Origin of the sequence: Crateriforma spongiae (assembly GCF_012290005.1) — a bacterium.
Taxonomy (GTDB): domain Bacteria; phylum Planctomycetota; class Planctomycetia; order Pirellulales; family Pirellulaceae; genus Crateriforma; species Crateriforma spongiae.
The window spans coordinates 281,703-304,287 of the sequence record NZ_JAAXMS010000006.1 but is presented as its reverse complement, the minus strand read 5'-3'; the positions used below and the strand labels follow the sequence as shown (position 1 = coordinate 304,287).

The 22,585-nt window shown below is 57.8% G+C and carries 17 protein-coding genes; 9 read left to right on the top strand and 8 right to left on the bottom strand.

Annotated elements, in window-relative coordinates; translation table 11 throughout:
• Nucleotides 1-40 precede the first annotated feature (40 nt).
• The 7 genes from HFP54_RS17635 (at nt 41) to HFP54_RS17605 (ending at nt 9,035) form a co-directional block, all read left to right on the top strand.
• Nucleotides 41-3,436 carry a family 43 glycosylhydrolase gene (locus tag HFP54_RS17635; RefSeq protein WP_168566174.1) on the top strand — a complete coding sequence of 1,132 codons (3,396 nt, stop codon included), beginning with the start codon at nt 41-43 and terminating at the stop codon, nt 3,434-3,436.
• 343 nt (nt 3,437-3,779) lie between these two features.
• Nucleotides 3,780-4,568 (top strand): SDR family NAD(P)-dependent oxidoreductase, encoded by a 789-nt coding sequence (locus tag HFP54_RS17630; protein ID WP_168566173.1) that lies wholly within the window; start codon nt 3,780-3,782, stop codon nt 4,566-4,568.
• A gap of 64 nt (nt 4,569-4,632) precedes the next feature.
• Nucleotides 4,633-5,769, top strand: a complete 1,137-nt coding sequence (locus tag HFP54_RS17625; RefSeq protein ID WP_168566172.1) for an alkene reductase — start codon at nt 4,633-4,635, stop codon at nt 5,767-5,769.
• Between the two features lie 86 nt (nt 5,770-5,855).
• Nucleotides 5,856-6,182, top strand: coding sequence for an ArsR/SmtB family transcription factor (locus tag HFP54_RS17620; RefSeq protein ID WP_168566171.1), 327 nt, complete (start codon nt 5,856-5,858; stop codon nt 6,180-6,182).
• An 82-nt stretch (nt 6,183-6,264) separates the two neighbouring features.
• Entirely contained in the window at nt 6,265-6,654 is a 390-nt protein-coding gene (arsD, locus tag HFP54_RS17615; RefSeq protein ID WP_168566170.1) for an arsenite efflux transporter metallochaperone ArsD, read from the top strand.
• Between the two features lie 85 nt (nt 6,655-6,739).
• A complete protein-coding gene (gene arsA, locus HFP54_RS17610; protein ID WP_168566300.1) occupies nt 6,740-8,539 on the top strand; it encodes an arsenical pump-driving ATPase in 1,800 nt (599 codons plus the stop codon).
• Between the two features lie 58 nt (nt 8,540-8,597).
• The gene (locus tag HFP54_RS17605) at nt 8,598-9,035 is read left to right on the top strand and encodes an arsenate reductase ArsC (protein WP_168566169.1); all 438 of its coding nucleotides are present in this window, start codon (nt 8,598-8,600) and stop codon (nt 9,033-9,035) included.
• A gap of 24 nt (nt 9,036-9,059) precedes the next feature.
• Here the strand turns inward: HFP54_RS17605 and HFP54_RS17600 are convergent, their stop codons facing one another.
• Together HFP54_RS17600 and HFP54_RS17595 are read right to left on the bottom strand one after the other, a co-directional pair.
• Complete coding sequence (locus HFP54_RS17600; RefSeq protein WP_315853925.1) at nt 9,060-9,782, bottom strand: MOSC domain-containing protein; 723 nt, start codon at nt 9,780-9,782, stop codon at nt 9,060-9,062.
• A 39-nt stretch (nt 9,783-9,821) separates the two neighbouring features.
• Complete coding sequence (locus HFP54_RS17595) at nt 9,822-10,046, bottom strand: thioredoxin family protein (protein ID WP_146414566.1); 225 nt, start codon at nt 10,044-10,046, stop codon at nt 9,822-9,824.
• Nucleotides 10,047-10,520: 474 nt separating this feature from the next.
• On the opposite strand from HFP54_RS17595, the gene HFP54_RS17590 reads away from it, so the two are divergent.
• Together HFP54_RS17590 and HFP54_RS17585 are read left to right on the top strand one after the other, a co-directional pair.
• Complete coding sequence (locus HFP54_RS17590) at nt 10,521-10,955, top strand: Hsp20/alpha crystallin family protein (protein ID WP_168566168.1); 435 nt, start codon at nt 10,521-10,523, stop codon at nt 10,953-10,955.
• Nucleotides 10,956-11,450: 495 nt separating this feature from the next.
• Nucleotides 11,451-14,429: a zinc-dependent metalloprotease gene (locus tag HFP54_RS17585; protein WP_235951985.1), complete on the top strand. Its 2,979-nt coding sequence runs from the start codon at nt 11,451-11,453 to the stop codon at nt 14,427-14,429.
• 980 nt (nt 14,430-15,409) lie between these two features.
• On the opposite strand, the gene fhcD is transcribed toward HFP54_RS17585, so the two are convergent.
• From fhcD to HFP54_RS17555, 6 genes are all read right to left on the bottom strand, one after another.
• Nucleotides 15,410-16,318, bottom strand: coding sequence for a formylmethanofuran--tetrahydromethanopterin N-formyltransferase (gene fhcD, locus HFP54_RS17580; protein ID WP_168566167.1), 909 nt, complete (start codon nt 16,316-16,318; stop codon nt 15,410-15,412).
• Complete coding sequence (locus HFP54_RS17575) at nt 16,311-16,916, bottom strand: 5-formyltetrahydrofolate cyclo-ligase (protein ID WP_146414569.1); 606 nt, start codon at nt 16,914-16,916, stop codon at nt 16,311-16,313. The genes fhcD and HFP54_RS17575 overlap by 8 nt, the downstream gene beginning before the upstream one ends.
• 95 nt (nt 16,917-17,011) lie before the next feature.
• Complete coding sequence (locus HFP54_RS17570) at nt 17,012-18,433, bottom strand: aldehyde dehydrogenase family protein (RefSeq protein WP_168566166.1); 1,422 nt, start codon at nt 18,431-18,433, stop codon at nt 17,012-17,014.
• A 30-nt stretch (nt 18,434-18,463) separates the two neighbouring features.
• Complete coding sequence (locus tag HFP54_RS17565; RefSeq protein WP_168566165.1) at nt 18,464-19,495, bottom strand: matrixin family metalloprotease; 1,032 nt, start codon at nt 19,493-19,495, stop codon at nt 18,464-18,466.
• A gap of 212 nt (nt 19,496-19,707) precedes the next feature.
• Nucleotides 19,708-21,018 (bottom strand): ABC transporter permease, encoded by a 1,311-nt coding sequence (locus tag HFP54_RS17560; RefSeq protein WP_168566164.1) that lies wholly within the window; start codon nt 21,016-21,018, stop codon nt 19,708-19,710.
• The gene (locus HFP54_RS17555; protein ID WP_168566163.1) at nt 21,015-22,454 is read right to left on the bottom strand and encodes an efflux RND transporter periplasmic adaptor subunit; all 1,440 of its coding nucleotides are present in this window, start codon (nt 22,452-22,454) and stop codon (nt 21,015-21,017) included. The genes HFP54_RS17560 and HFP54_RS17555 overlap by 4 nt, the downstream gene beginning before the upstream one ends.
• Nucleotides 22,455-22,585: the final 131 nt, after the last annotated feature.

Below are 22,585 nucleotides of genomic sequence, written 5' to 3'. Positions count from 1 at the left end.
CCTCCCTCCCCCCACCCCTCGAAGTGATTTGTTGAGACTGATGAAGATTCTGTCCACTCTGTTTACCGTCGCCGTGATGATCGGTGCCGGGTCGACCGCCTGGGCCCAGCCCATCGTCGACAGTTGGCGTTACACGTTTGAACATCCTGATGGCGATTGGCAACAACCCGACTACGTCGCCCAGGGTTGGAAAGAAGGTTCCGGCGGCTTTGGTACCGCGGACACGCCCGGCGCACGCGTGGGCACCCGATGGGAAACCGATGAAATCTGGCTGCGCAAATCCATCCGGTTGAACAATCCCGCCAAAGACATCGCGTTGTATGTCCATCATGACGAAGACGCCCAGATCTATTTGAACGGTGTGTTGGTCGCGGATCTGGACGGATACACCCGCCAATACAAGCTGGTCAAAATTCCCGCCGACAAAAAGGACGCGGTCCGAACCGGCACCAACGTCTTGGCCGTGCATTGCAAACAAACCAGCGGCGGACAATTCATCGACGTTCACTTTGCACGACCAGGCCGACTGCCGGAATTGCCCCAACCGGTCGGCAGCAACAAACCTTTTCAGTCTGATCTGATCACCCGATGGGGTAAGAAGGTCACAGCCGAAAACGCGTGGACCGAATACCCGCGTCCTCAATTGAAACGTGCCGATTGGACAAACCTGAATGGGCACTGGGACTATGCCGTCACGTCGTTGGAATCCCACGACACGCCCGGCCAATGGGACGGGAAGATCTTGGTCCCTTTCTGTTTGGAATCCAAACTCGGGGGCGTCCAGCGTTTGCTGGATCCATCGGAAGCCCTTTGGTATCGACGCACCTTTGATGCGAACATCGCCGATGGACATCGGCAACTGTTGAACTTCGAAGCGGTCGACTATCACTGCGAAGTCTTCGTCAACGGAACGTCCGTCGGAACGCACACCGGCGGAAACACGCCGTTCCAGTTCGACATCACCGACGCGGTCAAACAGGGCGCAAATGAATTGGTCGTGCGTGTCGAAGACGCCACCGAACAATTCCAACTGCGTGGCAAGCAAACCTTCAACGCCCGCGGCATTTGGTACACACGCGTTTCGGGCATCTGGCAAACGGTTTGGATGGAACAGGTTCCCAGCGAATCGATCCGCGACATCAAGATCAGCACCGATGCAGATCGCGGCAGCATCACCGTTTCCCCGGAAACGACATCCGGCCAGAACTGTCGCATCGTCGTCCGCGACGGCCAACGCGTCGTTGCCGAAGGCGAAACCGACGACACGATCGAATTGGTGATCGACAACGCCAAGCTGTGGTCGCCCGACCAACCGCACTTGTACGACATCGAAGTCACGTTGAACGACGACTCGGGTAACGCCGTCGACTCCGTCGATTCCTACGCGGGCATCCGAACGGTCGGCAAAGTCAAAGACGCGGATGGGCACTGGCGATTCACGCTCAACGGCGACGTCTTGTTCCACTGGGGACCGCTGGATCAAGGTTGGTGGCCCGACGGGTTGCTGACGCCGCCGTCGGACGAAGCGATGTTGTTCGACATCGAGTACTTAAAGAGTGCCGGATTCAACATGATCCGCAAACACATCAAGGTCGAACCACGACGATATTACTATCACTGTGACCGACTGGGCATGATGATGTGGCAAGACCACGTCAGCGGTGGCCCCCAACCGCCGTGGACGCGATTGCAACCCGATCCCACCGATGCCGTTTGGCCCGATGACCAGCACGATCAATTCATGCTGGAACTGGAACGGATGATCGACACACTGGAAAATCACCCGTCGATCGTTTCCTGGGTTCCGTTCAACGAACGATGGGGCCAGCACCGCACCATGGAAGTGGGGCAATGGACCGTCGATCGAGACCCGTCGCGGTTGATCAACATCGCCAGCGGCGGAAATTTTTGGCCGGTCGGTGACGTCGTCGATCACCATCAATACCCCCATCCTGATTTCCCGTTCGACCTGGACAAGGGCGGACGCTTTGACGACTTCATCAAAGTCGTCGGCGAATTCGGCGGACACGGTCTGCCGATTCGTGGTCACTTGTGGGATGCCGATCGCCGCAATTGGGGTTACGGCGGCCTGCCACAGAACAAAAAGGAATACTTGGAACGTTACCTGACCTCTATCGAAGGCCTGGACCGTCTGCGACGCCAAGGCATCGCGGGCGGCGTTTACACGCAAACGACCGATGTCGAAGGCGAAATCAATGGACTGATGACCTACGATCGCGAAGTCATCAAGATTCCCGCCGACCGCTTGGCTAAGGTCCACAAGATCCTATTCACCTCCACGGACCAGAAAGCCGCCGACGCGTTTCCCAAGTCGGCGTTCCAAGAAGTCCCCACGGACCGCAAACCGGGCCCCGTCATGGACCCGGAAACGATTCGTGCCGGACTGAAAAGTCACGACCGTGCCCTGTACATCAAGGCCGGCTGGATCCGCGATCCTTATATCACTTTGGCACCGGACGGTTACTACTACTTGACCGGAACGCAGCCGCGAAAAAACGATCCTCGCGAAGCCGAGAATCCTTATAACATCGGCCTGGGCGACCAAAGCATTGTCGGCGATCAAGTCCGTGTGTATCGCAGCCCCGACTTGATTGAATGGGAATCTTTGGGCGTTGTGTTCGACCTGAGCGACACGTACCGAGAACAGAACGGTGAAAAGATCAAGAAACGTTTGATCTGGGCCCCCGAAGTCCACTGGATGGGCGATCGTTGGGCCTTGGTGCATTGCCCCAAAAGCCAATCCAGCCTGGCCCTCACGACGGGACCTGAATTGAAAGGCCCCTGGGTGCACCCGATGAATGGGAACATGGGCCCGCGGCACGATCCGTCGATCTTCACCGACGACGATGGAACGCCCTACCTGTTATGGCAGAACACCTTGGTCGCCCCGATGAAAAAGGACTTGTCAGGCTACACCGGCGAACCGGTTCGCATTGATCCGGCCGGCAGCCGACCTGGTCCCGATGGAACCCCGATCAGTCGCATCGGTCACGAAGGCGCGACGATGATCAAAGTCGGCGGCAAGTACGTCCATTTGGGAACAGCTTGGTCAACCGATCAAGGTCGCAAGGGATCCTACAATCTCTACTACTGCGTAGCCGACGACATCAACGGTCCTTACGGTCCGCGAAAGTTTGCCGGACGGTTCTTGGGTCACGGTACGCCGTTCCAAGACAAAGAAGGCAAGTGGTGGAACACGGCATTCTTCAATGCCAATGTCCCCCCCGTGCCTCGCGACGGCATCCAGGATCGCGACCTTGGTGAGAACGCCCAAACCATCAACGAACAAGGCGTCACGATCGTGCCGCTGGATGTTCGCATGCTGGACAACGGCGAAGTTTACATTCGTGCGAAAGACCCCGCCTATGCGAAGCCGGGTCCGGACGAGGCCCAAGACTTTGACTTGAGCGAATAAGCCAGTCGATGGCCTGTCCTCTCGGGGCATCCGCAAACCAGTCGGCCTTTCATCGCCGGCAAGTCCTGCTGGGCTTGCCGGAATTTTTTTGGCCTCCGTGTCGTCATCGCGATCCGCCACTGATCACTGCACAACGTCGGTTGGCATGATGATTGCAAAGAGATGCTCGGCAACAACACACCGTGCGTCCGAAAGGCGGCCCCGCCGATGCTGCATTCGCCGGCACATGGCGGTGGAGACCACGCGACAGTCATTGGGATACCCGTCGGCGGTCGATCCTTGTTTTTGCAATCGATCGACCGTTGCCATTCATCAAGCGAACGTTGCCAACAAGCAAACGAACATGGAACGACCACTACAAAACAAAACCGCATTGGTCACCGCTTCGTCCGGCGGTATCGGCCAAGCCATTGCGACCAAATTGGCCATCGAGGGCGCGCGGGTGATCATCAACGGGCGCTCCGAATCCAGCGTGAATCGAGCGATGGACGAAATACGCGGGCAAGCCACCGATGCGGATCTGGTTGCCTTGGCCGCCGATCTTTCAACTGCCCAGGGTGTGGCCGAAGCCATCAGCACGCACGAATCGGTCGACATCCTGATCAACAACTTGGGCATTTTCGAAGCGGTCGACTTTTTCGACATCACCGATGACCAGTGGATGGAGATGTTCGAAATCAACGTGATCAGTGGCGTTCGATTGACGCGTCACTACCTTAAGAAAATGCTGGACCAAGGCACCGGTCGCGTCATTTTCATTTCCAGTGAATCAGGCGTCACTCCGGCCCCCGAAATGGCCCACTACAGCGTCACGAAAGCCGCCCAACTGTCCCTTTCGCGCAGTCTGGCCGAAAAAACTCGGGGCACCCAAGTCACGGTCAACACCGTCATGCCGGGATCGACCAAGACCCCGGGTGTCGAAACGTTCGTCAGCAATCTATTTCCCGACGATTCGTTTGAAGAAGCCGAAAAACGATTCATGAAAGAGAACCGGCCGACATCGATCATCGGCCGATTGATCGAACCGGACGAAATCGCCGCCGCCGTCGCGTTCGTCGCCAGCCCTGCCGCGTCGGCCATCAACGGTGCCGCGCTGCGTGTCGACGGAGGGATCGTTCCGACAATGGTTTAACACGTCGTCACAACAATCGTTTCCAAGCCAACTTCATCGCAATCCATTACACCTGAGAATTACCATGGCCCAATCCAACGAAACTCATTCTTCGCTTCCGCATCTGTTTTCGCCACTGGAAATGGGCGACTTGACGTTGCCCAACCGCATCGTGATGGCGCCGCTGACCCGCGCCCGTTCGGGTGAAGACCGCGTGCCCAATGACATGATGGCGTCCTATTATTCACAACGCGCCTTGGCCGGTCTGATCATTTCCGAAGCCACCGTCGTGTCGCCTCAGGGGATCGGTTGGTCACAAACCCCGGGGATCTACAACGACGCCATGACCGAGGGTTGGCGACGTGTTGTCGATTCGGTTCACGACCACGGCGGACGCATCTTCTTGCAACTGTGGCACACCGGTCGTGCGTCCCACAGCGCGTTCCATGGCGGTGAACTGCCGGTCGCGCCGTCGGCGATCGCGATCGAAGGTGATCACAGCCACACGCCCGAAGGCAAGAAGCCTTATGAAACGCCGCGTGCACTGGATACCGATGAAATCCCGGGGATCGTCGATGACTATCGCAACGCCGCGCGGCGGGCCAAAGAAGCCGGTTTTGACGGCGTCGAAGTCCACTCTGCCAACGGATACTTGCTGGACACATTTCTGCAGTCCAAAACCAATCATCGCAGCGACCAGTACGGCGGCAGCACCGAAAACCGTTATCGCATGCTGGGCGAAGTCGTCGATGCCGTGACCGAGATCTGGCCCGCAAGTCGCGTCGGCGTTCGCCTGGCGCCCAACGGTTCGTTCAACGACATGGGTTCGCCCGATTACCGCGAACAGTTCACCTACGTTGCCGCGCAGCTGAACACCTACGGATTGGCTTACCTGCACGTGATGGACGGGACGGGGTTCGGATTTCACGAACTGGGCCCCGCGATGACCTTGGCCGATTTTCGACAAGTCTTTTCGGGACCGCTGATGGGCAACGTCGATTACACCGCCGAAAAAGCCGAAACCGCCATCGCCGAGGGCGATGCCGAACTGATTGCGTTTGGTCGCCCGTTCATCAGCAACCCCGACTTGGTCCAACGATTCGCCAACGGATGGCCATTGGCCGACACCGCACCGATGGATGTTTGGTATTCGCACGGCAAAGCGGGCTACACCGATTTTCCGCCTTATCAGCCCGATTCGGCGACCGTCGCCAGCTCTTGAATCTGTCGTCGGTTGACAAAAAGGCTGGCGGATCGTAGCGTTGATCGTCGATTAACGATTTAGAAATCAAATCTTCGGGACCAGCGATGCCGAAAACAACGACCAGCAAGGCGTGCGATCCTGCACCGGTGAAACTTCCCACCGATCCGACCGACAAAGAGTTGGCGGATCTGGCTTGGGCCATCGCTCATCCGGCACGGGTCCAAATCGTGCGTCTGTTGATCGGTCGCGAGGCCTGTGTTTGCGGTGAAATCGTCGACAGCCTGCCGTTGGCCCAGTCGACGGTATCCCAGCATCTGAAGATCTTGAAACAGTCCGGACTGGTCGAAGGCGAAGTCGACGGCCCGAAGGTCTGTTACTGCATCAACCCACGGATGCTGAAGCGTTTGCGGACGTTGGTGGCTGCTCTGTAGCCGTCGTCGACCGCCAATTTTTTTACAACATTAAATCGTTTATCGCCGATTAACGTTTACTTCATCCGGCAAAGGAATTCCCATGAGTCGAATCCAAATTTTTGACCGCGCCATGTGTTGCTCGACCGGCGTTTGTGGTCCTCAAGTCGACAACGTCTTGCCACGCTTTGCCGCCGATCTGGACTGGCTAGCCAAGCAAGGTCACCAAATCGAACGATACAACCTGGCGCAAGACGCCGGCCAATTCGCGGGAAATGCGACCATTCAGCAAAAGCTGGCTAGCGAAGGCGTGGAGTGCTTGCCCGTGGTGATCATCGACGATGTCATCGTCGGACAGGGTGACTATCCCGATCGCGATCAGCTGTTGTTCTGGCTGGGGAAAGCCCCAAGTGGTGAAGTCGCCACCACGTCAAAGCCGACCGGATTGCCGGTCACCGGCGACGATTGTTGCGGCGGATCCGGTTGCTGCTGACACGTCACCACCATCGACGGCAACCGTGCGTTGCCACGTTCGGACACACTCTGTCACCCACCTTCAAACCGATTCACGTTCCATGATCCCGTTGACCGAAAACTCTACCCGGCATCTTTTTTTCACCGGCAAAGGCGGCGTCGGCAAAACGTCGATGGCCTGTGCGACCGCCGTCCAGTTGGCACATTCCGGAAAGCGGGTCCTGTTGGTGTCGACCGATCCGGCGTCCAACTTGGATGAAGTGCTGGGTTGTCGTCTGGGGCATACGCCGACACCGGTTGATGGCGTCGATGGCCTGGATGGGATCAACATTGATCCACAGATCGCGGCCGCGGAGTATCGCGAACGGATGGTCCAGCCGTATCGTGGCGTGTTGCCCGACGCGGCCGTGCGAAGCATGGAAGAACAGTTTTCGGGTTCGTGCACGGTGGAGATCGCGGCGTTCGATGAATTCGCGAAGCTGTTGGGTGACGACACCGCGACGTCCGATTACGACCACGTGGTCTTTGACACCGCACCGACGGGTCACACGCTGCGGTTATTGACGTTGCCGTCGGCTTGGTCCGGGTTCATGGAATCCAGCACCACCGGGGCGTCATGCCTGGGCCCCCTAGCCGGACTGCAGGCCCAACAAGCGATCTACAAAAAGACTGTCGAAGCGCTGGGCGACGGCGATCAAACCACCCTGGTCTTGGTCACACGTCCGGAAACATCGGCGTTTGCCGAAGCGGCCCGCAGCAGCGACGAACTGCGTCAGTTGGGCGTGTTGAACCAACGTCTGATCGTCAACGGCGTCTTCACCGCGTCGGACGAAGGCGACCGAGTGGCCGCGGCCATGCAGAAACGTGGCGATGACGCACTGGAGCAAATGCCCTCCAACCTGGCCGAACTTCCACGGTTGTCCGTCGCCCTTTCACCGTCGGGCGTGATGGGTATCGATCGACTGCGGCAAGTCGGACGAGCGGACCACGAAGGCTCCGGTGCAGACGCTGGTTCGCCACTGGAAGTGTCGCTGTCATCGACTGAATTGCCCGGCGATTTGTCCGATCTCATTGACGGTATCGCCGACAAAGGACGCGGCGTGGTTTTGGCAATGGGGAAAGGCGGCGTCGGCAAGACCACTGTCGCCAGCGCCGTCGCCGTCGCGTTGGCACGTCGTGGCTTTGACGTTCACCTGTCGACCACCGATCCGGCCGCGCACGTCGCAGCGACGTTGGCCAGCGAATCACTGGAACGCTTGACCGTTGATCGCATCGATCCGGCCGCGGAGGTCGAAGCGTATCGCGCCGAAGTCTTGGCCACCGCGGGCGACGACTTGGATGAAAACGGCCGCGCTCTATTGGAAGAAGACTTGCGGTCACCCTGTACGGAGGAAATTGCTGTCTTCCGTGCGTTTGCACAGTCGGTCGCCGCCGGTACCGATCGCTTCGTTGTCCTGGACACCGCACCGACCGGCCACACGATTTTATTGCTCGATTCGGCGATGGCCTATCACCGCGAAGTCAGTCGCCAGGGAAGTGAAGTTCCCGAATCGGTGCAGCAGTTGTTGCCGCGATTACGGGATCCCGACTTCACCCAAGTCCTGATCGTGACATTGCCCGAAGCGACGCCGGTTCACGAAGCGGCCAAATTGCAGGAAGACTTGATTCGCGCCGAAATCCAACCGACCGCTTGGGTCATCAACCAAAGCATCGCTCCGCTGGAAACAACCGATCCCGCGTTGCAACGCCGCCAGTCGCACGAGCAGGCCTATATCGACGAAGTGAAAGCCTTGTCCGGTGGTTCGGTGGCCTTGGTTCCCTGGCAATTGGAACCGCCCACCGGTGTCGATGCCCTTTCAAAACTTGGGCAGCGTCACCACGCCCCACTGCAATCGCGATCCTGATCGCGTTTTCTTCGTCCAACCACTTTTCCTTTTCTTACCACCGAAACCGAAAACAACGATGACCAGAAAGAACGTCCTTTTCTTGTGCACCGGAAATTCGTGCCGCAGCCAGATGGCCGAAGGCTGGGCGCGACACTTTCACGGTGATTCCATTCAACCGTACTCCGCCGGGATCGAAGCCCACGGGATGAACCCCAACGCGATGGCGGTGATGAAGGAAGCCGGTGTCGACATCAGCAGCCAGTCATCCAAGTTGGCCGACACGGTGAAAGACGTCCCGCTGGACTTGGTGATCACCGTGTGTGGGCACGCCGACGAAAACTGTCCGATGTTTCTGACCAAGGCAAAGACGGTTCACGTCGGCTTCGATGACCCACCCAAGTTGGCCAAAGAAGCCAAGACCGAGGAAGAAGCACTGGACGCCTATCGTCGGGTTCGTGACGAAATCCGTGACTTCATTCAGAATCAGTTGCCCGAAAAGCTTCGCGAAGTCTGAACGAAGGTTGCCATCGACGTCGGTTCAGCGGTCGCCACGCAATCGCGCGTCGACCGACGATTGGTGGTCCGATTCGCTGCCGCCGCTGCGGGTGGTCAATGTCTTCTTCCACGACGCCGACAACGCCTCGCATGCGGCCAGACGCAAATCCAAGGCCGCATCCCGCGGCTTGGCGAACATCACGTCGTTGGCAAATGCGACGGTGAATTCGGGATAATCACGACGCGTCAAATGCATGCTTTGGCCGGGCCGAATGGTTCCGGTCGACAGAACGCGAAAGTACCAACCGGTCCGGCGTGTCTGTTGGACCCGCACGGCCAGTTTGGGCAAACGCCAGCGCCGGGACAGTTTCCAGCACGGTTGTCGCGGCTGGCTGACTTGCAACACACAGTCGCCGATTTCGAAAACGTCTCCGATGCAAACCCTAGTTTCGTCCGCCTCGGCGATCGTCAGATTCTCACCGAACGTTCCATCACCCCATTGGACGTCGGGAAATTCTTGTTTCCAAAATGGGAAGTGGACCGCCGGATAGGCCAGCACAGCTTTGTCGACACCGCCGTGGTGCACCAAGTCGGCTTGCCCGTCCCCGTCCAAGTTTTCACGTCCCACGCCGATCGGGCCGTCGACCCGATCTTTGATGATTCCGGAGGTCCAGGGTTTACCGGGATCATCGCCCGCATCCATCGCCCGAGGACGACCGACGTGAATGGAAACGATGCGAAATGCCGTATCCGTCGCTGCGGTCACGATGTCTTCCTCGGTGGGTCTTGGACGAACGGTGCGATTCTATTTTAGGTCGGCCAGGTCCGCGCCGTGATTGATGTGAAACGGCTGGCCGTCGATGACCAATGCCGGCACCGACCGAACGCCCGCCGCTTCGGCTTCCTTCAGGCGATTTTTCTGAATCCCCAGGTGAACCTTTTCGACATCGTCTCGCAAGGCATCGGCGACGGTCTGTTCGGCGGCCACACAAACGGGACATCCGGCATGAAAGAAGACAACGTTGGACATGGTTTTGGGTTCCTTTTCGTAAGCAGTACTTTGGAAAAACGGGGACAGAACTCCGACCGCCCTTTCAGTGGCATCGGTCGGATGAAAGAAAATTACGCGAGGATTTTCCATTCGTCCAATACGAAATAACGAAGCCAGTCATAGGCACAGCCTATCACTGAAAATACCGTTTTTTTGGGCGTCTTTCGCTCGTCTGCCGTTCGACGCCCGGTGCTCCATAGGTCGGGGATGCGTCGTTCCGAACCGCCATCGGAACCAAATTTGGCACGCTCGATGCATCTATCGGGAATCGAAAAGGTTGACTGTCAAATTGACCAGTCCCCCGCAAAAGCTTTCGACGCGGGCGACGTGATCGCCGCGGCGTTGCGATTGCTCCGGTGCATCCATGCGTTCGGACCGAGCGTGGGGACTGGTGATTTGTCAGAGGGTTTGTGTTGGCTTTTAAGTGTGGAGAAAATCACGATGAACAATGGCATGACTCGGCGCCCCGGCTTTGCGGTCCCCGATTCGCTCGCTTCGGCGTCACGCGATTTGAATGATTTGTTTGACCGTCTGTTTGATGCTCCGTTGCGTGTCAGCGGATCGCAAGCTTGGTTCGCGCCAACGTCGGTTTGGGAGGACGATGGCAACTTCACCGTCGAATTGGACCTACCCGGCATCGCACCGGATGATTTGGATGTGACGGTCGATGACGGCAAGTTGACCGTGACGGCGAAGCGGACCGACGCGGAAGACCGCAAGTATCTGCACCAAGAACGCCGGTTCGGCGAATTGACCCGCAGCATCACGCTGCCGGAATCGGTCGATCCGGAATCGATCGAGGCCGAGTACGTCCACGGCGTGCTGCGTGTGACCCTGACCAAGCGTCCGGAAGTCCAGCCGCGGAAGATCGAAATCAAAGTCGGCTGATCCGCCGAAATAGCAAACGTTCACCGGGGCCGCTGCGAAATTCGCTTTCGCCGCGGCCCCGCGTTCGTTGGGGGGGCGACGGCATCAACGCCCCACTTTTCTTTAAGGGGTTGCGGACGTGGCGATCCCAAAGCGGATCCGGCCGCCATTGTTTGCGTTGGAAGGAGAATATCGGATAAAACGGTAAAGACGGCAAAACATTCCGGCCCCGCCGTGCGTCAGAATCGAAGACGCGCTGGAGTAACCGTTTTGCCGGTGGCGGCGGCTCTTCTGAGCTACCGTTTCTTGTTGATCCCGTCCTGGGCGGACGAAACCGATCGGAATGAGTCGAAGTTTTGGAATCTTCGGATGATCCGGCCTGCCCGCCTTCGTCACGCCAACGTCGGTCCGATGGACGAGCCGACGGAACAGAATTTCTTTGCCAGAGTGAATGCCATGACCCGATTGTGGGACCGTGCCCGATGGGTAGCCGCTAGCGCCATTTGCGGAATGTTGATGTCCGCACCGGCCTCGGCCGCCAGCCTGCCCCCGTTTGATAAGGTTTCGGAAGACTACACCGAAATCAAAGTCTCCGATCAAACGGCCAGCAAAGGCTTGTTCCGTTTGTGGAAGCGGGAGAAAGACGCTCAGCTGCTGGGCGAACTGCCCAAGAACTTCAGCACCAAGCGTTACTTCATCGCATTGACCGTCAGCAGCGGGGATCGATACGCGGGACTACAGGCCGGCGAATGGGTCGTCCAGTGGCGTCGTTACGATGACCGGCTGGCACTGATCGCCCCGAACCTGGACATCAAGGCGTCGGGCGAACCGGAAGCCAAGTCGTCGGTCAAACGACTGTTCACCGACCGAGTCCTGTTGGACATTCCGATCGTCGCGATCGGCCCCAGCGGTGGTCCGGTGATCGATCTGGACAACCTGTTGGTCGGCAGCGCGTCGACGTTCTTTGGATCGTCGGTTCGGCAATCGTCACGGTCGCGGATCAAGTCGTTGGAAAAGGCGAAGGTCTTTCCGGAGAACGTCGAGATCGCATTTGAGATTGTCGGCGCCAACAGCCGTCTGCAAACGATCCACTATTCGTTCAGCGAAGTCCCCTCGGCATCGTCGGGCTTTCGTCCCCGCAAAGCCGACGAACGTGTGGGTTACTTCACGACGTCGTTCACCGACCTGGGCAAATACGAGGACGATGAAACCGTCATTCGCTTCATCAATCGTTGGCGACTGCAAAAGCGGGATCCCAAGCTGAAGCTTAGCCCGCCCAAAGAACCGATCCGCTTTTACGTCGAACACACCGCTCCGGTGCGTTATCGCCGCTGGATCAAAGCCGGCGTCGACTATTGGAACAAGGCATTTGAAAAGGTCGGTATCGTCGATGCGATCGTGATCGAATATCAGGACGCCGAAAGCAAGGTCCACATGGAAAAGGACCCCGAGGACGTTCGATACAACTTCATCCGTTGGCTGAACAATGACGTCGGGACGGCCATCGGTCCGAGCCGCGTGCATCCCGAAACGGGTGAAATCCTGGACGCCGATATCATCCTGACCGACGGCTGGATCCGCCACTTCAATTTCAACTATCACGAATTGATGCCCAAATTGGCGATGGAAGGCATGACGGCGGAAACGCTGGCATGGCTGGGACGTCACCCGAATTGGGATCCGCGTGTCCGCTTGGCCGCTCCCGAAAACGCCAACCACTTGCGTGCCAAGTACGCACGCCAAGCACAACAGCCGATGGCCGGGTTCAAGATGGCACAAGCCGACCCCAGCCTGTTGGGCGACGATGAATTTGATGGGCTGTACGGCCAGATCAGTCAAAAGAACGGTCTGTGCATGGCCGCCAGCAGCCGCAGCCTGGACCTGGCGTTGGCCCGCATGGACTGGGCGCTGACCTTGATGGCGGACGAAGAAGCCGAAAAGGAAAAAGAGAAGAAGGAAAAGGAAGCCGCCGAGTCGGACAAGAAGAAACAGGACGACAATAAAGACAAGGATGCCGACGAGAACGACGACGACGAATCGTCCGATGACGAAGACGAAGAAGCCGACAAAGATGACGAAGCGGTCGCCAAAAAAGATGATGACGACGCGAGGTCCAAAAAGGCGGATCCCGGTGAATTGCTGGACGGCATGCCTGAATGGTTCGTCGGTCCGCTGCTGGCCGACTTGGTCGCCCACGAGGTCGGACACACACTGGGCCTGCGGCACAACTTCAAAGCCAGTTCGATGTTGACGCTGGACGAAATCAACAGCAAAGACGTCAAAGGCAAACGCACCTTCGCAAGCTCGGTGATGGATTACGCTCCGATCAACTATCGCTACGAGGCCGGCGAAACACAGGGCGATTACGCGATGATCGACATTGGTCCGTATGATTTCTGGGCCATCGAGTACGGTTACACCTTTGAAGAAAAGGAACTGCCGGAAATCCTGAAACGCTGCGTCGAACCGGAACTGCAATACGCAACCGACGAAGACACCAGCGGACCGGATCCGTATGCACGTCGATATGACTTTGCCAAAGATCCGCTGTCGTATTGTCAGGAACAGATGAAGCTGGTGAATCTGTATCGTGGCCGTCTGCTGGATTCGTTCGTCAAAGACGGCGACAGTTGGGCCAAGGCGCGACGCGGTTATGAATTGACGCTGTCATTGCAATCCCGAACGGTCAGCATGATGGCCAACTGGATCGGCGGTGCGTTCGTCAATCGCGACAAGAAGGGTGACCCCGGTGACCGACCGCCTGTCCAAGTGGTGCCCGCCAAGGACCAGCGTGAAGCCCTGGAATACGTGATTGAAACCACGTTCCGTGACGAAGCTTTTGGCCTGGAACCCAAACTGCTGGAACGCATGGGCGTGGACAAATGGCTGGGCGGCGGATCCCGTTCGGCTTTGTCCGACGAAGCGACTTGGCCGATCCATGACCGGGTGCTTGGGATGCAAGCGTCAGCGTTGACGATGTTGATGAATCCGACCACGCTGCGTCGTGTGTACGACAACGAATTGCGTCTGCCGCCGGAGGAGGATGCGTTGACGTTGCCAGAATTGCTGGACCGTATCAGCAATGCGGTGTGGACCGAGTTGGGCGAAGAATGCCCGGAGGATCGCAACGATCGCAATCCGATGATCAGTTCGCTGCGACGCAACTTGCAACGCGAACACCTGCAACGCTTGATCGATTTGATCCTGGACAGCAGCGATGACGTGGCCGCACAAATGCCGATCAGCAACCTGTCCCGCATGCAACTTCGGAACCTGAGCAATCGCATCAAGGTGACGATGGACAAGTGTGCCGGAAAGATCGACGCTTATACGATGGCTCACCTGACGGAATCCAAGGAACGGATCGATCGTGCTTTGGACGCAGGCTACACCTACAACGGTGGCGGGCAACAACAGGTGCCAATGCTGATGATGTTGATGGGCCAACAAGGTCAGCCGGTCCAACCCGGCCAGCAGCCTGCGACGACGCCGTAGCGTTTGGCAACACGACAATTGTTCCTGAACGGGGAACACGATTCAGGCTTGGTGTCGCGACCAAGCCTGTTTCTTTGCGCCAACGGTGCGTAACGGGCGACTGTTCGAACCGGGCCGCCAACCACCAGAGTTACTTTCATCCTCGCGTCTGTGCCTCTGTGAGAGACCTCCCAAGCACTGGGCAGATGGATCTCACGAAGGCACCAAGGCACGGAGGGGTGGGGGTGGTCAAGGCGCTGATCGAGTCAGGCCATCGACGCGATTGATCCGTTGACTTTCACCACGATTCCTATCGCACTCTTCATCTTCTCCTCCGTGTCTTCGTGCCTCTGTGAGAGACCTCCCAAGCACTGGGCAGATGGATCTCACGGAGGCACCAAGGCACGGAGGGGTGGGAGTGGACAAGGGGCTGATCGAGTCAGGCCACCAACGCGATTGATCCACTAACTTTCGCCACGATTCCTATCGCCCTCTTCATCTTCTCCTCTGTGTCTTCGTGCCTCTGTGAGAGACCTCCCAAGCACTGGGCAGATGGCTCTCACGAAGGCACCAAGGCACGGACGGGGTGGGAGTGGCCGAGGGGTTGTTCGAGTCAGGCCACCAACGCGATTGATCCGTTGACTTTCACCACGATTCCTATCGCACTCTTCGTCTTCTCCTCTGTGTCTTCGTGCCTCTGTGAGAGACCTCCCAAGCACTGGGCAGATGGCTCTCACGAAGGCACCAAGGCACGGTGGGGTGGGGTGGGAGTGGACAAGGGGCTGATCGAGTCAGGCCACCAACGCGATTGATCCGTTAACTTTCACCACGATTCCTATCGCCCTCTTCATCTTCTCCACTGTGTCTTCGTGCCTCTGTGAGAGACCTCCCAAGAACAGCGCAGATGGCTCTCACGGAGGCACCAAGGCACGGAGGAGTGGGAGTGGTTGGGAGGCGGCTGTTTCTTTTCGCAATCTTTCGGCGGAGCGAAAGGCGACGATTTAATCCAGCAACTGGTGTAGATGGATCAACGATTTGCCCAGACGTCCGCCATAGTTGCCGGCGGTGATGCGTATCAATCCGTCCGTGTCTGCGGCGGCATGAATCGCTGCACGCGTCGCGTCTTTCAATGAGTCCAGATCACGACCATTGATGATGATTTCCATGATGCTGCCCACACCGTCGGGCACCTTGGATTTTTCCCCCAGCTTGTCTTTCAGCGTCGGACAAAACTCGGCGTAAGTCGATGCAATTGTGAAATCATAGCTGCTGCCGGCTTTGGACCCGCTGGCGGCGACACCGCCGGGAAAGGTGGTGATGACATTGGGCACGGCATCGGCTGCCCGAGCGGCTTTTTCGGCAGCCGCCAATGCGACATCTTCATCGGGACCAAAGAACCACAGGTTGCCGCCCATCACGCCGTCGCGAAAACCAAACCGGCGAGTCAAATAAAACTCGCCGCCCAAGATCGGAATCACCCAACCTTTGGTTCCATAACGTTGGTCGCGGAACTGATGCCGGTCACCAAAGAACGCGACTTTGCGTCCCAATTTGAAATAGTCTTCGGTGTCCAGTCGATTGAAACACCGGGCGGTCGGACACGTCAGCACGTTTTGGCTGATCCGCGCCAGCATGACTTTTTCCAAATGCTCACGACGGTCTTTGCGAAACCGCGGCACGTGAAATTGCACGACACCGCCGATCCGACCGTCGGGGGTCTGATCGCTGGAAATGATTTGGGCCACACCGGCTTCGCAATCACACAAGATCGTGCTGCTGGCGTGACCGGTGACGGCATTCAATGCATGCTGCAACCATTTTTCGTCCCGCGCGGTGATCAGGATTTCGCCATAGATACTGCGGAACCCTTCCGCATAAGTGTCTTCGACCAGTTGCTTCAGATCAGCCATTGCGTCCCCGCCCTTCGATCACGCGGTCTTCGGTGATGACCTTGTCCATGTAGATGTCGTGATCCTGCATCGGAATCTCGTCGAACATTTGGCACTCAAACGCCAGTGCGACCAGCGGCGTATCGGCTCGCGCGTTTTCCAGCAACTTGTCGTAATAGCCTTTGCCGTGGCCGGTGCGTCCGCCACGGTCATCGAATCCGACGCCGGGTACCAGGATCAAATCCAATTCGCTGACATCAACGCGTTTCTCGGCGACGTGCCGCAGCGACTCGGCCGGTTCCAGGATTTTGTACATCCCCAGTTCCAGTTCTTCCATCGATTCCAGGTGGAACAATTCCAATTCCCCATCGACACAGAACGGGATGACGGTTTTCTTGTCGCTGGCAATCGCATCGGGCAATGCGTGGCGCGTGCGGGCTTCGTCGCGGACATCGACGTACCACATCACGCATTTCGCTTGCTGATATTCAGACAATTGCAAAATGCGGTCAGTGATCTGGCGACTGATGGTGTCCTTATCTTCCTGGGCTTTGCGAGCCGCGTGGGCTGCCTTGCGAATTTCGGTCTTGCGGGCGGCCAGATCTTCGGTGGGACTCACGCTGGAGGACTCCTGCAATGGAATGGGGGCGAAGCGGGAAAAACCGTCCGCAGTTGAATGGCCGCGGCACGCTTTGTGAAGCCGATTGGACGTGATCAGTCGCCCAAATGCAAAACGATCATTTTGGTTTCCGTCATTTCGGCGATCGTATAACGTGGGCCCTCTTTGCCGATTCCGCTGTTTTTCAGGCCTCCGTAAGGCATCAAGTCGGATCGCCACATCGGCCCACCGTTGATGTGAATGTTGCCGCTGTCGACGTTGCGGGCGAAACGCATCGCCGCGTCCAGGTCGCGGGTAAACACAGCCGCGGACAAACCGAAGGATGTGTCATTGGCCGCCGCGATCGCGGTGTCGACATCGGCGACCGCTTGGACGGCGACCGCGGGTCCGAACAATTCATCACGGACGATTTTCATCTTCGAACTTGCGTCCGTGATCACGGCCGGCCGGACAAACGCGCCGTCTTGTTCGCCGCCGGTCGCAACGTGAGCACCGGCGGTCGTTGCTTCGTCCAGCCAAGCCTTCACCCGATCGGCTTCGCTGCGCCGAATCAGCGGGCCCATGTCGGTGTGTTCGTCCAGCGGATCTCCCAGACGGATCGCCTCGACCGCGGGCAACAACCGCTGCAGAAAATCATCGTGCACCGATCGATCGACGATCAAACGCTGGGCGGAAATACAGACCTGGCCTGCGTTGGCGAACCCCGATGCGACGGTGGCGGCAACGACCGCGTCCAAGTCGGCGTCGGGCAACACGACCAATGGACTGTTGCTGCCCAGTTCCATCGTCACGCGTTTCAAACCGGCGGATCGACAGATTGCTTCGCCGACAACTTGGCTGCCCGTGAAGCTGATTTTTCGGATCCGGTCATCGCCACAGATGGCTTGGCCCAAGACTCCACCACCACCGGTCAAACAAGCGATCGCCGAAGCGGGCAAACCACTGTCGATCAAAATGCCGACCAGCCTCAGCGAAGACAGCGGCGTGTCGCTGGCGGGCTTGATCAACACCGCATTCCCGGCGGCGATGGCCGGACCGACTTTGTGACAAACCAGGTTCAGCGGAAAGTTGAACGGCGTGATCGCAGCCACGACGCCACAGGGAACACGCAGGGTGAATCCCAGCTTGTGTTCGCCACCGGCGGCCGCATCCAACGGCAACACTTCGCCGTTGATTCGTTTGGCTTCTTCGCCGCTAAGCCGCATCACCTCGGCCGCACGCGCGACTTCGCCACGAGCCTCACGGATCGTCTTGCCGCATTCGCTGCTGATCGTTCGAGCCAGCGAATCGAACTGTTCGCCGATCGCCTGGCTGACCCTATGCAAAATCTCCGCCCGCTGGTGGGCAGGCATGCGGCCCATCACATCGCGGCCGATTCGGTCCAGGTGTTCAATCGCAGCGTCGACATCACTCACGTCCGCGGCGGGTACCCGTTCGACCACATCGCCGGTCGCCGGGTGGGTGACGTCAAAGGATTCGTTTTTGGATTGCCAGGATCCACTGTGAAAGAAATCCATCGGCGAAAGCCCCGCAAAGCCGTGACAGAATCAAACGTCCGCCGCAGCCTCCGTTGATTGCTTGGCACGTTGGCGACGACGGCGATAACAAGCACCGCCACCGATCATAGCAAGTGCAAACCACGTCGACGGTTCGGGGACGGCCGTTACTTGCCAACCGATGTCCGACAAGGCGGCAACATCGACATTCGTAAAAAGCTTGCGTGTGCCAACTGTGATATCTGGATCCAAAGCGATCTCTTGTAATGTCGTCGTTCCGTAGATGTACGACATCGTGTTCCGGGCGAAGTGCCGATTGGTCAGGTCTTCTTCGTTCTGCGCTGTTCCCGGATTATCCAACCTTGCGGCAACCGTTGGAATGAACGCTTCGGACAATCCGTTGTCCGCGTTGTATGCGGCAAGCGCATTGGGGCCCGTGAACTGCCCATCGGTGCCTGGGTTCGCATCGGCAATGCTGTCGGTGCCCGCGATCCAATGGTCGTCCCACGCATCACTTGTCGCCGACAAACCGAGCACGTGCCCGAGTTCGTGTAACGCGACTGAGTAAAAGTCGTTTTGCCCAGCACTGGGGCCACTCGCAACGCTGAAGTTCCAGTTGGATGTGGTATTGAATGTCGCCGAACCACCCCAAAGGCCAAATTGAGTCGCTGAGTCGCCCCGATTGATGGAGTCAAAAAACGGAGCAAACCCCGACGCCGACCATCCACCACGTCCAGCCTGTCCCAGAGTCGACGAACCCAGATTGCGACCGCCGACGTAGATCCGAATCGTGTCCGCGGCAATGGTCGCGTTGGAGACAGTTGATAATCCGCCCGTTGCAGGGTTAAAGAACTGTGCATCCCAAGAGTTATCGCCCCCCGGCGTGATCGCAGCAAAATTCTGGCTGATCGTGTTCTCGAAAAAACCGGCTGCTGCCTCAATCGCTTCTCGCTGTGCAGAACCAGCTGCGCCGAAAAAGTTGTTCGTATCAAACGTGTAATCGATGTCGATGGTCAATGCTGCGGGGCATCGTCCACCGATGAACAATAGCATTAACAGCGCGTAGCCAAAAACGTTTCTCATGACGCTGAATCCTTGAGCTGTTGGGTCGGACGAAGGTTCGGAATGAACACCGAAACTTCAGCAAACATCCAAAGACCAGAAACGACCTAAGACATTCGCCTGAAACCGAGCCAGGAAAAGAGACAAGTGAACAAGGTGGCAGCCCCATCACTCGTCAAGCTAACCGGGCGTGACGCGCCGGTCTACTACTACATCATGTCCCCCCCAAGTTTTTATTCGTGACGCAATGCGTCGATCGGATTCATCATCGCCGCACGACGTGCCGGATAGACACCAAAGATCAGACCGACCCCCAGCGAGATGAACAGCGACAGGAAGACCGACCACAGCGCGATCCGCGGCTCCAACGTGTGAACGATCGGTGGCAACAGATCCGGCGAAACCATCTCCGCCGTGTTTCGCACGAAATCAAAGATCGGCCCGCACATCAGGCCAAACAACACGCCCAGCAACCCACCGCCGCCGGTCAGCACCAACGTTTCGGCCAAAAACTGTTGCACGATATCGCTGCGCTTAGCGCCAATCGCACGACGCACACCGATCTCTCGGGTCCGTTCGGTCACCGTCGCCAACATGATGTTCATGATGCCGATCCCGCCGACCAACAATGAAATCCCGGCGATCACGACCAGCAACACATTGAACATCGTTCGCGTACGTTCGGCTTGCCGCAGCAGTTCCTTGGGCACGACCACCGCGTAATCTTCTTGGTCGTGATATTTTTGCAACAGAAAGCTGACGATCGACGCGGTTTCATCGACTTCGTCTACGCTGCCAACGGTCAATGTGATTTGCGTCAGCTCGACGACTTCGCCTTTGAAGTTAAACCCTTCACCGGTCCGCGTCATGATCTGGTCACCGACCCGATGCCGAAACGTTTCCAAAGGAATGTAGGCGTCGAAACGGTAATCGCGGGCTTCCAAACTGCCACCGACCGCTGCGGACGCTTCGCGAGGTTTGGTTTGGCCGATCACGGTATAGACGTCGCTTTCAACCCGCACTTTTTGTCCGATCGGATCTTCGTATCCGAACAAACGCTTGGCAGTACCGTCAGCCAACACGATCACGTTCTCGCGATCATCGTCGCGACGCAACCATCGTCCACGAGCGATTTGCAGCCGGTTCAACGCCAAGTGATCCGACGTGCAGCCGATCAGCTTGGCGTCCAAGCGACGACCGCCGACCATGAATTCACGCCGCAGTTCGCGAATGGGAACCGCGCGAACGATCGTGGGGATGTTGGACATCATGCGCCGGTAATCGGCGCGGGTCAGTCCATACGTTTTGACGCGTTCGCCGGCCGCTTCGCTGCTGTGCGGTTCGATACTGCGGACGATGATGTTGGTCGCGCCCAGTTCCAAGATCTGTTGCTGCGCGTCATGGCTGACACCTTCCCCCATCGCGACCAGCCAAATCACGGTGGTCGTCCCGATGAAGATCCCCAGGGCTGCCAGGGCCGATCGCAACTTCTGTAACAGAAGACTTTTGACGCCCAGCAACAGCGTTTGCCAAAACCGCATCATGTTTCGGTCGGCTCCAATGATGCGGTGGCCTCCGAATCGCTCGATTCATCGACCACGTTTCCGCCGACGCGTTCGGCCGCGTTTTGGGCTTCATCCACATAGACGGTGGGGTTCAAAATCACGCGATCGCCTTCGGCCAACCCCGCCTGGACGATCACAAATTCGTCATCGGTATCGCCCAAGGACAGTTCACGGCGTTGGACACCACTCTCAGTAACGACCCAGCACAAGTGACGATCGCCGTCCTCAAAAACACAGGCCACCGGCACGGTCAGCACGTCGTCGTACTGGGCCAGCACCACGTCCACCAATGCGGTCATGCCCGGCTTCAGTCCGGGTTGAGATTCCAGGCGGATCAGCGTGTCATATTTCACCAAGTTGCCGGTCCACCAACCGGCCGGTCGCGTGACTTCGGCGATCTCGCTGACTTCGCCCGCCAACACGTCGTCTTGCAATTCGACCCTGGCGGGCATTCCGACCGATAAACGATCGACTTTGGATTCGTGGATCCCAACTTTGACCTGCATTTTGGAAACGTCGGGAATGATCAACAGGGTTTGTTGTTCGCGAACCACCGCGCCCTCTTCGATGTCGGGCGTGGATTTCCATTCGGCCATCGATGGAAAGATCACCATGCCGGGAACGTCGGCAACGATGGTGCAGTTTTCCAATTGTTCCTTTTCGCGATCCAGCCGAGCCTGTTCCAATTTCAGGGAAGCTTCGAAGGATGCCAGGCGGGCTTCGGCAGCACGCAGTGAACTTTTCAGGGTTTGAAGTTCTTTTTCCTTCTTGTACTTCTCCAACGACTCCAGTTGAGTCTGTTTCAATTCCAAATCTTTGCGTGCCGATTCCACGGCAAACTTCTCACGGCTCAGCTGCAACGATTTGATCAATCCTTTGCCCGCCATGCGGACGGATGACTCGTAATTCAGTTTGGCTTGGGTGAGCGCTTGTTCGGCATCGAAGATGTCTTTTTCGATCGTGCTTCGTTCTTCGACATAAGTGCCTTCCAAGTATTCAGTGATGCTCTTGCGTGCCACCGCCACATCGGATTCCGCGGTGATCTTATTGGCCAGCGCGTTTTCGTAGACGATCTCTTGGGCCAAGATGTTGTCTTCGATTTGCGATTGGTCCAGACGCACCAAGACGTCACCGGGCTGGACGATGGTGCCGGTTTCGATGACCCACAAGACGGTGCTGCCGCCTTTGACCATGCATTTGATTTCTTTGTTGTTGCTGCTTTCGACCGTGCCGTTTTCCGTGACAGTCACCGCCAGCGATCCACGGCGAACGGTGTAAGTCATCCCGACCGGGGATTCTTCGACACGCAGTGACGATGTCGCGATCGTCGACGCCGCACCGACGGCGGACAACAGCACCAGAGCTATCGCGATGCGTTTGATCCAACGGCGCATGGGTCGGGGGGCGTCGGTCATGATGTTCAGGGTGGGGATGCGCGTGGCAACCACAAGGGATGATGCGCCGACGCAGACAAAGGCGGGTGGGGTGGGCAGGGTTGGCCGCCGGGGGCACACCATCATGATTCAAAGCATGACTGCGAGCGTGG

What these genes read in the sequence shown, in the direction of transcription:
- HFP54_RS17635 (WP_168566174.1), top strand. Translation starts at nt 41, where the DNA reads ATGAAGATTCTGTCCACTCTGTTTACCGTCGCCGTGATGATCGGTGCC.
- HFP54_RS17630 (WP_168566173.1), top strand. Translation starts at nt 3,780, where the DNA reads ATGGAACGACCACTACAAAACAAAACCGCATTGGTCACCGCTTCGTCC.
- HFP54_RS17625 (WP_168566172.1), top strand. Translation starts at nt 4,633, where the DNA reads ATGGCCCAATCCAACGAAACTCATTCTTCGCTTCCGCATCTGTTTTCG.
- HFP54_RS17620 (WP_168566171.1), top strand. Translation starts at nt 5,856, where the DNA reads ATGCCGAAAACAACGACCAGCAAGGCGTGCGATCCTGCACCGGTGAAA.
- arsD (WP_168566170.1), top strand. Translation starts at nt 6,265, where the DNA reads ATGAGTCGAATCCAAATTTTTGACCGCGCCATGTGTTGCTCGACCGGC.
- HFP54_RS17605 (WP_168566169.1), top strand. Translation starts at nt 8,598, where the DNA reads ATGACCAGAAAGAACGTCCTTTTCTTGTGCACCGGAAATTCGTGCCGC.
- HFP54_RS17595 (WP_146414566.1), bottom strand. Translation starts at nt 10,046, where the DNA reads ATGTCCAACGTTGTCTTCTTTCATGCCGGATGTCCCGTTTGTGTGGCC.
- HFP54_RS17590 (WP_168566168.1), top strand. Translation starts at nt 10,521, where the DNA reads ATGACTCGGCGCCCCGGCTTTGCGGTCCCCGATTCGCTCGCTTCGGCG.
- HFP54_RS17585 (WP_235951985.1), top strand. Translation starts at nt 11,451, where the DNA reads ATGTCCGCACCGGCCTCGGCCGCCAGCCTGCCCCCGTTTGATAAGGTT.
- fhcD (WP_168566167.1), bottom strand. Translation starts at nt 16,318, where the DNA reads ATGGCTGATCTGAAGCAACTGGTCGAAGACACTTATGCGGAAGGGTTC.
- HFP54_RS17570 (WP_168566166.1), bottom strand. Translation starts at nt 18,433, where the DNA reads ATGGATTTCTTTCACAGTGGATCCTGGCAATCCAAAAACGAATCCTTT.
- HFP54_RS17565 (WP_168566165.1), bottom strand. Translation starts at nt 19,495, where the DNA reads ATGAGAAACGTTTTTGGCTACGCGCTGTTAATGCTATTGTTCATCGGT.
- HFP54_RS17560 (WP_168566164.1), bottom strand. Translation starts at nt 21,018, where the DNA reads ATGATGCGGTTTTGGCAAACGCTGTTGCTGGGCGTCAAAAGTCTTCTG.
- HFP54_RS17555 (WP_168566163.1), bottom strand. Translation starts at nt 22,454, where the DNA reads ATGACCGACGCCCCCCGACCCATGCGCCGTTGGATCAAACGCATCGCG.